Source organism: Pseudarthrobacter sp. Hb11, from assembly GCF_059383655.1.
In genome coordinates this window covers 293,353-306,532 of sequence record NZ_JBWZCM010000002.1, presented here as the reverse complement: position 1 = coordinate 306,532, position 13,180 = coordinate 293,353, and the positions used below count along the sequence as shown (strand labels likewise).

Annotated in this window: 11 protein-coding genes; 9 read left to right on the top strand and 2 right to left on the bottom strand. The window is 62.6% G+C overall.

The annotated features are described in order from the left end of the window. Positions 1-47: 47 nt before the first annotated feature. The 7 genes from ychF (at position 48) to AC50X7_RS05110 (ending at position 9,235) form a co-directional block, all read left to right on the top strand. Positions 48-1,133, top strand: coding sequence for a redox-regulated ATPase YchF (ychF, locus tag AC50X7_RS05140; protein WP_494978028.1), 1,086 nt, complete (start codon positions 48-50; stop codon positions 1,131-1,133). A 462-nt stretch (positions 1,134-1,595) separates the two neighbouring features. Further along, positions 1,596-1,742 carry a hypothetical protein gene (locus AC50X7_RS05135; RefSeq protein WP_494978027.1) on the top strand — a complete coding sequence of 49 codons (147 nt, stop codon included), beginning with the start codon at positions 1,596-1,598 and terminating at the stop codon, positions 1,740-1,742. Positions 1,743-1,805: 63 nt separating this feature from the next. Then, entirely contained in the window at positions 1,806-3,569 is a 1,764-nt protein-coding gene (locus tag AC50X7_RS05130) for an ABC transporter family substrate-binding protein (protein WP_494978026.1), read from the top strand. A 278-nt stretch (positions 3,570-3,847) separates the two neighbouring features. Further along, positions 3,848-5,518, top strand: coding sequence for a peptide ABC transporter substrate-binding protein (locus AC50X7_RS05125; RefSeq protein WP_307094435.1), 1,671 nt, complete (start codon positions 3,848-3,850; stop codon positions 5,516-5,518). A 129-nt stretch (positions 5,519-5,647) separates the two neighbouring features. After that, positions 5,648-6,577, top strand: coding sequence for an ABC transporter permease (locus AC50X7_RS05120; protein ID WP_307094436.1), 930 nt, complete (start codon positions 5,648-5,650; stop codon positions 6,575-6,577). Next, positions 6,567-7,517: an ABC transporter permease gene (locus tag AC50X7_RS05115; protein ID WP_307094437.1), complete on the top strand. Its 951-nt coding sequence runs from the start codon at positions 6,567-6,569 to the stop codon at positions 7,515-7,517. The genes AC50X7_RS05120 and AC50X7_RS05115 overlap by 11 nt, the downstream gene beginning before the upstream one ends. Then, positions 7,514-9,235 (top strand): dipeptide ABC transporter ATP-binding protein, encoded by a 1,722-nt coding sequence (locus AC50X7_RS05110; RefSeq protein WP_494978025.1) that lies wholly within the window; start codon positions 7,514-7,516, stop codon positions 9,233-9,235. The genes AC50X7_RS05115 and AC50X7_RS05110 overlap by 4 nt, the downstream gene beginning before the upstream one ends. A 9-nt stretch (positions 9,236-9,244) precedes the next feature. Here the strand turns inward: AC50X7_RS05110 and AC50X7_RS05105 are convergent, their stop codons facing one another. Beyond that, entirely contained in the window at positions 9,245-10,120 is an 876-nt protein-coding gene (locus AC50X7_RS05105) for an SGNH/GDSL hydrolase family protein (RefSeq protein WP_494978024.1), read from the bottom strand. Positions 10,121-10,390: 270 nt separating this feature from the next. On the opposite strand from AC50X7_RS05105, the gene typA reads away from it, so the two are divergent. After that, positions 10,391-12,319: a translational GTPase TypA gene (gene typA, locus AC50X7_RS05100; RefSeq protein WP_307094439.1), complete on the top strand. Its 1,929-nt coding sequence runs from the start codon at positions 10,391-10,393 to the stop codon at positions 12,317-12,319. 157 nt (positions 12,320-12,476) lie between these two features. Here the strand turns inward: typA and AC50X7_RS05095 are convergent, their stop codons facing one another. Then, positions 12,477-12,713 (bottom strand): putative acetyltransferase, encoded by a 237-nt coding sequence (locus AC50X7_RS05095; protein WP_494978023.1) that lies wholly within the window; start codon positions 12,711-12,713, stop codon positions 12,477-12,479. Positions 12,714-12,848: 135 nt separating this feature from the next. Between AC50X7_RS05095 and fdxA the strand changes: the two genes are divergently transcribed. Then, the gene (fdxA, locus tag AC50X7_RS05090; RefSeq protein ID WP_009356972.1) at positions 12,849-13,175 is read left to right on the top strand and encodes a ferredoxin; all 327 of its coding nucleotides are present in this window, start codon (positions 12,849-12,851) and stop codon (positions 13,173-13,175) included. Positions 13,176-13,180: the final 5 nt, after the last annotated feature.

Here is a 13,180-nt window from a genome sequence, read left to right as displayed (position 1 = left end):
CAGTCCCCGAACCGCCTCCACGCCTGCTGCGGGTAGAATCAATGCTCGTGGCTCTTACTATTGGCATCGTCGGACTGCCCAACGTCGGCAAATCAACCCTCTTCAACGCACTGACCCGCAACCAGGTCCTGGCAGCGAACTATCCGTTCGCCACCATCGAGCCCAACGTGGGCGTTGTCAGCCTGCCGGATCCCCGGCTCAAGCAGCTTGGCGAACTCTTCAACTCGCAGCGCCTGCTGCCCGCCGCGGTCTCCTTCGTGGACATCGCGGGCATCGTCAAGGGCGCCAGCGAGGGTGAAGGCCTCGGGAACCAGTTCCTGGCCAACATCCGCGAGGCAGAAGCCATCGCGCAGGTGGTGCGCGTCTTCGACGATCCAGACGTAATCCACGTCGACGGCAAGGTGGATCCCCGCTCCGACATGGAGACCATCAACACCGAACTGATCCTCGCGGACCTGCAGACCATCGAAAAAGCCATTCCGCGCATTGAAAAAGAAGTGAAGATTAAAAAGCGCGAGGCCGCGGAGCTGAACGCCATCCTCGCCGCACAGAAGGTCCTTGAGCGCGGCGACACCATCTTCTCCTCCATCAAGAGCGACAAGCTGGAGATGGACCACCTCAAGGAGCTCAGCCTCCTGACAGCCAAGCCTTTCATCTACGTCTTTAATGCTGACGAAGGAATCCTTGGCAGCCCGGAAAAGCAGGAAGAACTGCGGGCCCTCGTGGCCCCGGCCGACTGCATCTTCCTCGACGCAAAGCTTGAGGCCGACCTCGTGGAACTGGATGAGGAAGAGGCCCGGGAGATGCTGGAAATGAACGGCCAGGACGAATCCGGGCTGGATCAGTTGGCCAGGGTCGGCTTCCACACCCTGGGCCTGCAGACCTACCTCACCGCAGGTCCCAAGGAAGCGCGGGCCTGGACCATCCACCGCGGCGATACGGCTCCCCAGGCCGCCGGTGTAATCCACACCGACTTCCAGCGCGGCTTCATCAAGGCGGAAGTAGTCTCCTTCCACGACCTCATCGAAGCGGGATCCATGGCAGAGGCCAAGTCCCGGGGTAAGGTCAGGATCGAAGGCAAGGAATATGTTATGGCCGACGGCGATGTAGTTGAATTTAGATTCAATGTGTAAATAGGTCGCCGGTTCGGCGACTCGATCAGCTGCACGATTGACCTGATCGAATCATCTCAGATACTTGGCAGACACCTTTGCCTCGGCCTATCTCAAGGCGCCCGGGCATCCTGGTTGTTCCACCTATGCGTTCAGGTCCAGGGCCCTTGCTGGGCGACAGAGTCTGGCTGCGGCTGGAACCGGGTCGATAGTAAGCTTCTCTGGCCTTGATACCGTTGCCGGCCGGTGTGTTCGCCCATTGGGCGCCTGCTGTAGCGCGATCGTCTCCTGTAGCACTCGGTCTCCTGGTGCCGCCGGCTCGACATTCTTGTCGACGGCGGGAACCGGCAGGTGGGTCCACTGCGCATCCGTTCATTTGCCACGGCCTGCTCACATCGGCCCTGAACGTCGGACTGGGATGGGTTGTACTGGACCTTCATTGATGACCACCGGGAGGTCTTCGAAAGGAACCTGAGGTCGCGGATGGTGGTCTCACTGCTCGACAAGATGGACCCGGACAAGCGGCGGGAGCACCGCCGTCGTGCTGAAGCGTTGCTCGGCGCGGGGCAGGAGGCAACACGGCTGCTGCGAACGGCGTCGACGATGGCGCCGTCGGACGCCTTATCCTGAGTACAGGGCGTCATCCTGGCAATTCCAGGAGCCCCTCCCGCAGAAGCAAAACAAGGAGGCGGCATGCCGGTCAGGCGTCTGATGCAGGTCCTCACCGCGGCGGTAGCAGCTGCCCTGGTGCTTTCGGGCTGCTCAAGCAGCGGAGGCACCACGCCCGTAGTGGTGGGGGAGGCCAAGCGCGGTGGCAGCGCCACCGTTGCCGAGGTCAACGCGTTCTCCTCCTTTAATCCCTACAGCACTGACGGCAACACGGACATCAACTCGAAGGTGGGGCACATCACGCACTCGGGGTTCTACTACCTTGATGCCTCGTCCACAGTCGTCCGCAACGAAAAGTTCGGGCGTTTTGAAAAGGTTTCGGACGAGCCCCTGAAGGTGAGGTACACCGTCAACGAGGGCGTCACCTGGTCCGACGGCGAAGCCATCGACGCCGGTGACCTCCTGCTGAGCTGGGCTGCCGGCTCAGGCTACTTCGACGACGCCGATCCCATGGCCGGGACTGGCACCAAGTATTTCTCCACCGCCGCCGACACCAGCGGGCTGGCAGGAACCGTGCTTCCCGAGGTGGGAGCGGACGGACGTTCCATTACCCTGGAGTACACCCTGCCCTACGCCGACTGGGAAGTGGCGTTCGACGTCGGCCTGCCGGCGCACGTGGTAGCCGCGAAAGGCGGCCTTAACGATGAGGAAGACCTCATCGACCTCATCGTGGACTCACCCCGTGGGGACGTCGAAGAGCCCGCAGTCAACACTGCGCTGAAGCAGGTCAGCGACTTTTGGAACTCCGGATTTGATACCAAGGAACTTCCTGATGATCCCGCCGTCTACCTTTCCAGCGGCCCGTATATCGTCCGGGACATCGTCCCCGGAGTTTCCATGCGGCTGGTCCGCAACCGGGATTACGTTTGGGGCCAGGAGCCGTGGCTCGATGAGATCAACATCCGCTTTACCGGCGCGCTGCCGGCGGCAGTGGATGCCCTCCGGAACGGCCGGGCAGACATCATTTCGCCCCAGCCCTCAGCAGGTACCGATGATCTGTTCACCGGCCTGGCCGGGCAGGGCAACACCGTTGAGCGGTACAACCAGTCCGGGTATGACCACCTGGACCTAAACTTCTCCGGGCCCTTCGGACGGGAGGATGTCCGCGAGGCCTTCCTGAAGACGGTGCCGCGCCAAGCCATTGTTGATGCCGTGGTCGGGGACCTGCTGCCCGAGGCAAAGCCCCTCGACTCGCACGTCTTTCTGCCCGGGCAGCCAAAGTACGAAGATACTGCCAAAAACAACGGCTCCGCAGGTTATGCGGACGTGGACATTGACGGTGCAAGGGCGCTGTTGGACGGAGAAACCCCCATAGTCCGCATCCTCTACAACCGCGACAACCCCAACCGGGCTCAAGCCTTTGCCCTGATCAGGGACTCGGCAGCGCTGGCAGGCTTCCAGGTGGTCGACGCCGGCCAAAGCAACGCCGACTGGGCCAAGGCCCTGGGTGGCGGCGCGCACGACGCGGCACTGCTCGGCTGGATTGGCAACGGAGTGGGCGTCAGCCGCGTTCCGCAGATCTTTCGCACGGGCGCAGGAAGCAATTTCAACGGATTCTCCGACGGCGACGCCGACAGGGTTATGCAAGAACTGGCCCGGACCACTGACCTCGCCAAACAGGACGAACTCCTGGCGGAAATTGATAAGCAAGTGTGGGAGAACGCCTACGGCCTGCCGCTGTACCAAACCGTGGGTACCACTGCTTTCAACGCCCGGATTACCGGGGTCAAAGCCAGCCCCGGACCCCTGGGCGTCTGGTGGAACGTCTGGGACTGGCGGTTGGCCTAAGGGCCCCTGAACACCTGCCGCAGCGTGCGTGGCGCGGTTCACATTTTCAATTCGCTGTTCAGCCTACCGGCGAGTAGCATGTGACTTGCACAACTTCCGTTCACCGACTAGGGCACTGAAACCGCGCCGGTCACGGTTTGGCAACGGAGTACCAGTATCTGGACTTCGTGCGGTTAGGCTACTCGTACATGTAGGTTGCGTCACAGTTGATAACTGCGTCTCGCCTGCGGGGAAGCAAAGATTCCCCTCGTTTTCTCCCACAACTCATAGGAGGCGGAATGCGTTTTGCGCGCACTTCCAAAGCACTGGGCATCGTGGCAATCGCCGCGCTCGCCCTGACCGGCTGCGGCGCTGGAGGCGGCAGCAATGACGGTGCCAGCCAGCCTGCTGGCGACCCCAATAAGGTCATCACCGCTTACAGCAACGAACCACAGAACCCGTTGCTGCCGGCAAACACCAACGAAGTTTATGGCGGCCGCGTCGTCGAACTTCTCTTTGAAGGCCTGACCAGCTACGACCCCAGTGGGAAGTCAGTCAACGCCCTTGCCGAGTCGATCGAATCACCCGACGGCCAGAACTACACGATCAAGGTCAAGAGCGGCACCAAGTTCACCAACGGTGAGGAAGTTACTGCCAAGAGCTTCGTTGACGCCTGGAACTTTGCTGCACTGAGCACAAACGCCCAGTCCAACAGCAGCTTCTTTGAGTCGATTGAAGGCTACGACGCCGTCAGCGCCACCAAGAAGCAAGGCGAGAGCGACGTTCCCGCTCCCACCGCCAAGACCCTCTCCGGTCTGGTCCTTAAGGACGACACGACCATTGAGGTTAAGCTGACCCAGCCGGAGGCCGACTGGCCGCTGCGCCTTGGCTACAGCGCCTTTATGCCGCTCCCGTCCCAGGCGATCGCCGATCCGAAAGCATACGGCGAGAACCCGGTTGGCAACGGCCCCTACAAGATGGCCAAGGAAGGCGCCTGGCAGCACGATAGCCAGATTGAACTCGTTAAGAACGAGGACTATGCCGGCCCCCGCGTAGCCAAGAACGGCGGTGTCACCTTCAAGTTCTACACTGATCCGGCTCCCGCCTACACTGACATCCAGGCGAACAACCTGGACGTTACGGACGTCCTTCCGACGAACGCCTTGAAGACCTACACCACGGACTTCCCCGAGAACCACCTGAACAAGCCGTACGCCGGCAACTCCACCCTGAACATCCCGGGCTACCTGCCCGAGTTCCAGGGCGAAGCAGGCAAGCTGCGCCGTCAGGCCATCTCCATGGCGATCAACCGTGATGAAATCACCAAGGTGATCTTCAGCGGCACCCGCATCCCGGCCAAGGACTTCACCTCCCCGGCAGTGGATGGCTACAACGAGAACGTTGCGGGATCCGAGGTCCTGAAGTTCGATGCCGCAAAGGCAAAGGAAGCCTGGGAAAAGGCCAACGCCATCAGCCCCTGGCCCGCGGGCAAGACCCTGCAGCTCGCCTACAACACCGATGGCGGCAACAAGGAATGGATCGACGCTGTTGCCAACAACCTGAAGAACAACCTGGGAATCCAGGCAGAGGGACAGCCGTTCGCCAAGTTCGCTGAGATCCTCGACCTCCGCGAAGCGAAGACCCTCCCCGGCTTCACCCGGGCAGGCTGGCAGGCCGACTACCCGTCGCTCTACAACTTCCTCGGCCCGCTCCTGAAGACCGGTGCCAGCGCCAACTACGAGGGCTACACGAACCCCGAGTTCGACAAGCTCCTCAACGAAGGACTGGGCGCCAAGTCCACGGACGACGCCAACGCCAAGTTCACCGAGGCCCAGGAGATCCTGTTCCAGGACCTGCCCAACCTCCCGCTGTGGTACTCCGCACGCCAGGTCGTGTGGAGCCAGAACGTTACCAACGTGGACAGCGGCTGGAACGGTGTCATTCAGTACTACAACATCACCGCAAAGTAGTTCTGAGACCGTCCAACTCAAATAGCTAGTGGGGGTCCGGCAACAGCCGGGCCCCCATAGCCTTGATACCGGCAGGAAGCTGTCCCACATGAATTTCCCAACATCTCCAAAATCCCCGGAGGGTGTGCTGTGATCCAGTTCATTCTCCGCCGGTTGCTCCAAGTCATCCCCGTATTCCTGGGCACCACCCTGCTGGTCTACTTCATGGTGTTTGCCCTCCCCGGCGATCCCGTCAGGGCACTCTTCGGTGAGCGCCCGCCCAGCGAGGCCGTCATCGCAGCCCTTCGCCAGCAGTACAACCTCGACCAGCCGTTCTGGGTCCAGTACGGCCTGTTCCTCAAAAACCTCTTTACGTTCAACCTGGGCGTCGACTTCACCGGCCAGCCCATCGCGGCAACCCTCGGCCGTGTCTTCCCCGTCACGGTGATGCTCGCTGTCGAAGCGCTGGTCATCCAGGCAGTGTTCGGCATCGGCTTCGGCCTCATCGCGGGCCTGCGTAAGGGCAAAATCTTCGACTCGTCGGTGCTGCTCGCCTCCCTCGTCGTCATTGCCATTCCTATCTTTGTGCTTGGCTTCGTCCTGCAGCTCGTCTTCGGTGTTTACCTTGGCTGGGCCAAACCCACGGTCGGCACGGACGTCGGCTGGGACACCCTGCTGCTTCCGGCCTTCGCGCTGGCGTTGGTGTCCTTCGCCTACGTGCTTCGCCTCACGCGTGCGTCTGTGATTGAAAATTCGACGGCTGATTACGTCCGTACCGCGACGGCGAAGGGGCTGTCCCGGCCGCGCGTGGTGATGGCACATATCCTCCGCAACTCGATGATCCCCGTGGTGACCTACCTGGGCGCAAGCCTCGGCGGCTTGATGGGCGGCGCCATCGTGACTGAGGGAATCTTCAACGTTCCCGGCGTGGGGCAGAAGCTCTACCAGGCGATTCTCCGCAGCGAGGGACCCACCGTCGTCGCAATCGTAAGCGTGCTGGTGCTGGTCTTTGTTGTCGCCAACCTCCTGGTTGATTTGCTGTACGCCTGGCTTGATCCGAGGATTCGCTATGAAAAGTAACCAAGACACCACTCATTACGTTGCCCCCATCGAGGAGACCCCTCTGCTGGCGACGGACGCGGTAAAGACTGACCAGGCCCCGCTGAGCCTGTGGGCCGACGCCTGGCGGAAGCTCCGCCGTCGTCCGCTGTTCATCGTCTCGGCAGTGATGATCCTGATCATCCTGATCGTGGCGTTCTTCCCCGGCCTGTTCACCCAGACGGCGCCGAACGACAACTGCCAGTTGGCGAACTCGGACGGCGCACCGTCAGCCGGCCACCCATTCGGGTTTACCTTCCAGGGCTGCGACGTGTACGCGCGCGTCATTTACGGCACGCAGGCTTCCGTTATGGTGGGTGTCTTCGCCGTCATCGGTGTGCTCCTCATCGGCGTGACGCTCGGTGCGCTTGCCGGCTTTTATGGCGGCTGGGTTGATGCCGTTATCGCCCGCCTCGGCGATATCTTCTTCGCACTCCCGCTGGTGCTTGGTGCATTGGTGGTGACCCAGCTCCCGTTCTTCCGGGAAAACAAGAGTGTGTGGACAGTCATCATGATCATCGTGTTGCTGGCCTGGCCAACTATGGCACGGTTGACCCGCGGCGCGGTGATCGAAGTCCGGAATGCCGACTTCATCACGGCCGCCCGTTCGCTTGGCGTGTCCAGGATCCAAAGCCTGATCCGGCACGTGCTGCCCAACGCCCTTGCTCCCATCATCGTGCTGGCCACGATGGAGCTTGGTGTGTTCATCGTGCTGGAGGCCACGTTGTCCTTCCTCGGCATTGGGCTCCCCGGCAGCATCATGTCCTGGGGCAACGACATTTCTGCGGCGCAGGCGTCCATCCGCACCAACCCCGCCGTGCTGCTCTACCCGGCTGCCGCCCTGTCCATCACCGTCCTGAGCTTTATCATGCTGGGCGATGCCCTGCGCGACGCTCTTGACCCGAAGAGCCGCCAGCGATGAAGGAGGCACACGTGACCACGTCCGATGTCACTATTACTGAAGCCGGAACACCCGCGGACCGTCCCCTGCTGGAAATCCGGGACCTGGCCATCACGTTCGAGACCAGCAACGGTGAAGTTAATGCTGTCCGGAACGCGCACCTGACCATCATGCCGGGTGAGACCGTTGCCATCGTGGGCGAATCGGGGTCGGGAAAGTCAACCACCGCTCTGGCTGCCATCGGCCTCCTGCCCGGCAACGGCAGGGTTTCCGGAGGGCAGATCCTGCTGGACGGCGAAGACATCTCGCACGCACCCGAAAAGCGGATGATCGAACTGCGCGGCAACACCATCGGCATGGTGCCCCAGGACCCCATGTCCAACCTCAACCCGGTATGGAAGATCGGCTACCAGGTCAAGGAAACGCTCCAGGCCAACGGCCGTCCGAGTGGCCCCGAGGACATCGCCAAGGTCCTGTCGCAGGCCGGGTTGCCGGACTCCCACCGTCGCGCCAAGCAGTACCCGCACGAGTTTTCCGGCGGAATGCGGCAGCGGGCCCTGATCGCCATCGGCCTGTCCTGCCAGCCGAGGCTGCTGATCGCCGACGAACCTACGTCGGCCCTGGACGTCACGGTGCAGCGGCAGATCCTTGACCACCTTGAGGGCATGACCTCCGGGCTGGGAACGGCTGTCCTGCTGATCACGCACGATCTTGGCCTCGCAGCTGAACGCGCGGACAAAGTAGTGGTTATGTACCGCGGGCAGGTGGTGGAGTCAGGGCCGTCCCTGGAGCTGCTGCAAAACCCGCAGCACCCTTACACCAAGCGGCTCGTCGAGTCTGCACCTTCCCTGGCCAGCCGAAGGATCCAGGTTGCCAAGGAACAGGGCGTGGAGGCAGCGGATCTTTTGGCCCCTGCTGCAGAGGCCCTCACTGCCGACAACGTGCTGCAGATCCAGGATCTGCGGAAGGTGTACAAACTTCGGCAGGGCCTGGGGAGATCGTCGGACTTTGCGGCGGTCGACGGCGTGAGCTTCGATGTGCTTCGCGGAACCACGACGGCGATCGTGGGGGAGTCGGGCTCCGGCAAGTCCACTGTGGCCAAGATGGTGCTCCAGCTTGAGAAGCCCACCGACGGCAGGATCCTTTTCGACGGCGTCGACACTTCGGTCCTGAAGCCCTCGGAACTCTTCAAGTTCCGGCGCCGGGTGCAGCCCATCTTCCAGGATCCGTACGGCTCCCTTGACCCGATGTACAACATCTTCCGGACCATTGAGGAACCATTGCGGGTCCACAAGATCGGGAACAGGGCCAGCCGGGAAAAGAAGGTCCGCGAACTGCTGGACCAGGTGGCGCTGCCCCAATCCACCATGCAGCGGTACCCGAACGAGCTCTCGGGCGGGCAGCGGCAGCGTGTCGCCATCGCCCGTGCCCTGGCCCTGGATCCTGAAGTCATCATCTGCGATGAAGCAGTATCCGCACTGGACGTCCTGGTTCAGGCCCAGGTGCTGAACCTGCTGGCCGACCTTCAGTCCAACCTGGGGTTGACCTACCTCTTCATCACGCACGACCTTGCGGTGGTGCGGCAGATCGCGGACCACGTATGTGTGATGGAAAAGGGCCGCCTGGTGGAGACCGGATCCACTGACAACGTCTTCGAAGCGCCGCAGCAGGAGTACACGAAGGCACTGCTGAACGCCATCCCCGGCGCGAAGCTGATGCTTCCGCCCGAAGTGGCTTAGCAGTCCTTCTTATTCACCGGTTGGAGCCGGAGCCCGCGGGCTCCGGCTCCAACTGCTTTCCCCCTGAACACCTGCCGGTTTGCGCTCCAGGCCCAGCTCGCGCAGGCTGCGCTCCAGGAGGGTGCCAAGGGCCTCCCTGCCACTGGAATTCATGTGTACCGAGTCGGCGAGGTCTCTTACCAGGCCATACCTCGTGAGCCAGTCACCCACGGATACGAAGGGCAGGCCATGCTGCGCGGCCACCGATCCCAGCAGGGCATCAACTTCACTGCGCCGGCCGCCCCCGTTGTCCTTGCCCCGGGCCAAAGTGCCGATCATTGCGAGCCGGGTGTCCGGGTACCGGGCCTGCAGTTCCGCGATCAGACGCCCGGCGTTGTTGGCGATCTGGCTGTCGGATGCTCCGCGGGCAGCATCGTTGCCGCCGCCCTGAAGGACAATCAGGGCCGGCGTGCCCGCGGGGAGCAGCCACTCACCACGCAACAGGGCGTCGATGTAATTGCCTGTCTTGCCGTTGGCGGCGACGAATCCAGTGCCGCCCCGCCCGCCGAAGTAGACCTTGTATCCTGCAGCGGCGAGACCCTGCCGGGGCCAGCCGTCCAGCGGTTCCGACTGCGAATCCCCGATCAGAAGAACCGTACTGCTGATATCGGGGACAACGGCCTCAATCCGTCCGTTCGCCGGGTTAAGGACACGGGCACCGGCAGCCGTAACGCCTGTATCCACGGCCACAGTTTCCGGCTGGCCCGCGGCAGGAGCCTGCAACAGTGGGGCGGCGGAGGCCCGGACCGGTGCCTCGCAGCCCGACAAGGCGATAGCACCTAACAACGCGATAACGGTGGCGGCTCCGGATGCGGCAAAGCGGGTCCGGGCCAAGGCTTTTTGCATCTGGTGTCTTTCGGGCGTGCGTTGAATGTATGAGCAATCATGTGGCACGGCAGTAGGAATGACCAGTGATTTTCCTCACCAATTTTGTCCGGGATCTGGCCGTTGAGCGCCCGCCCAACCTGGCGGGCCTCGAAAAATTTAGGCCAATAAACGGCTCTGCGGCTAGAATTGAGGAAGGCGCCCTGTGCTAAGGGCCTGATCGTCGTGCGTTCCAGTTGGAAATGTCGCGATACAACAGCTGACTTTCACCACTGAATCGAGCCATTACGCATGTCTGAAACCACCACCAACACCGCGGTAGCCACTGCATCACGCAGTGACCTCCGCAACGTCGCGATCGTGGCCCACGTTGACCACGGCAAGACCACCCTGGTCGACGCCATGCTCAAGCAGACCAACTCCTTTGCCGAGCACAACCACCTCGAAGACCGCGTGATGGACTCCGGTGACCTCGAGCGCGAAAAGGGCATCACCATCCTGGCCAAGAACACCACGGTGGCCTACAACGGTCCGTCCTCGAACGGCGAGACCATCACCATCAACGTCATCGACACCCCCGGCCACGCCGACTTCGGTGGCGAGGTGGAGCGCGGCCTGTCCATGGTCGACGGCGTTGTCCTCCTCGTTGACGCTTCCGAAGGCCCGCTGCCGCAGACCCGCTTCGTGCTCCGCAAGGCCCTGGCCGCCCACCTGCCTGTCATCCTGCTGGTCAACAAGACCGACCGTCCCGATGCCCGCATCGAGGAAGTCGTCCACGAGTCCATGGACCTCCTCCTGGGCCTGGCCTCTGACCTGGCAGACGAAGTTCCGGACCTGGACCTCGATAAGATCCTCGAAGTTCCCGTTGTCTACGCTGCCGCCAAGGTTGGCCGCGCCTCCCTGGAGCAGCCCACCGACGGCACCGCCCCGGAGAACGAGGACCTCGAGCCGCTGTTCAAGACCATCATTGAGCACATCCCGGCTCCCACCTACAACCCGGAAGGTGTCCTTCAGGCGCACGTCACCAACCTGGACGCCTCCCCGTTCCTGGGCCGCCTGGCACTGCTGCGCATCTACAACGGCACCCTGCGCAAGGGCCAGACCGTTGCCTGGGCACGCGCCAACGGTGAGCTGAAGAACGTCAAGATCACCGAACTGCTGGCCACGAAGGCCTTGGACCGCGTCCCGGCCGAATCCGCCGGCCCCGGCGAGATCGTCGCCGTCGCCGGTATTGAAGAAATCACCATCGGTGAGACCCTGACCGACGCCGAGAACCCGCAGCCGCTGCCGCTGATCACCGTGGACGATCCCGCGATCTCCATGACCATCGGTATCAACACCTCGCCGCTGGCCGGCAAGGTCAAGGGCGCCAAGGTCACCGCCCGCCAGGTGAAGGACCGCCTGGACAAGGAACTGATCGGTAACGTCTCCATCAAGGTTCTCCCCACCGAGCGTCCCGACGCCTGGGAAGTCCAGGGCCGTGGCGAGCTGGCCCTGGCCATCCTCGTCGAGCAGATGCGCCGCGAAGGCTTCGAGCTGACCGTGGGCAAGCCGCAGGTTGTTACCAAAACCATCGACGGCAAGATCCACGAGCCCATGGAACACATGACCATCGACGTGCCGGAAGAGTACCTCGGTGCCGTCACCCAGCTCATGGCAGCCCGCAAGGGCCGCATGACTAACATGGCCAACCACGGCACCGGCTGGTGCCGGATGGAATTCATCGTTCCCGCCCGTGGCCTGATCGGCTTCCGCACCAAGTTCCTCACGGACACCCGTGGCGCCGGCATCGCAGCTTCCATCTCCGAGGGGTACGAGCCCTGGGCCGGCCCCATCGAGTACCGCACCAACGGTTCGATGATCGCCGACCGCGCCGGTGTTGTGACGCCGTTCGCCATGATCAACCTGCAGGAGCGCGGTTCCTTCTTCGTGAAGCCCACCTCCGAGGTCTACGAGGGCATGATTGTCGGCGAGAACTCCCGCGCCGATGACATGGACGTCAACATCACCAAGGAAAAGAAGCTCACCAACATGCGTGCAGCCTCCTCCGACACCTTCGAGAACCTGACGCCCCCGCGCGACCTCACGCTCGAAGAGTCCCTCGAATTCGCCCGCGAGGACGAATGCGTTGAGGTGACCCCGGAAGCCATCCGCATCCGCAAGGTGATCCTGGACACCAACGAGCGCTCCAAGGCCAACCGCGCACGCGCCAAGGTCTAGCAACACCAGCCTCCGGGCCATTGAACTTGCCGGGACGGCAGGCGGATTTTCCGCCGTCGTCCCGGCTTTTTCTTTTAACCAGTGGTGCGGCTTAGTGAGTACCGGCCTGCGCGCTAACTTCGGCCCGTGAGGGCAGTCCCTGTGCAGTGAGTACCCGCTAGAGTGCGGGCCGGCGGCGCTTCGGTGCCGGTGGAACCTCTTTTGCGGCCACTACGTCAGAAAGGTGGATGACGACATCGGCCTGCCGGGTGCGTACGGTGCAGGCACCGGCGTTGCACTCCACCAGATCACCCAGGGCATCCGTGAGCCCGCCCTCGATGCGGTAGCGGACCACCACCCGGGTGCCGGGCGCGGCCGCGGAAAGAAACCCCGTGGGAGTAGAAGGCTGACTCACCAGTTCATACTAGGCAGTCCGGCTAGGTTCGCGGGAATGGACCGGGAGATAATAGGCTCAGATGTCAGGGTCCGGCCATGTAGCCGGATGCAAGTGCCGGCGGGATGCCGGAACCAACGTGGAGAGGCAAGGGACGTGACGTACGTAATCGCGCAGCCGTGTGTAGATGTCAAGGACAAGGCATGTATTGAGGAGTGCCCCGTCGACTGCATCTACGAGGGTGAGCGTTCGCTGTACATCCATCCGGACGAGTGCGTGGACTGTGGGGCCTGTGAGCCCGTATGCCCTGTTGAGGCCATTTACTACGAGGATGACACCCCGGATGAGTGGGCCGACTACTACAAGGCCAACGTGGAGTTCTTTGACGACCTCGGGTCACCGGGCGGAGCCGCAAAGATCGGCAACACCGGCAAGGACCACCCGATGATCGCCGCACTGCCGCCGCAAAACCAAGACCACTAACGCAG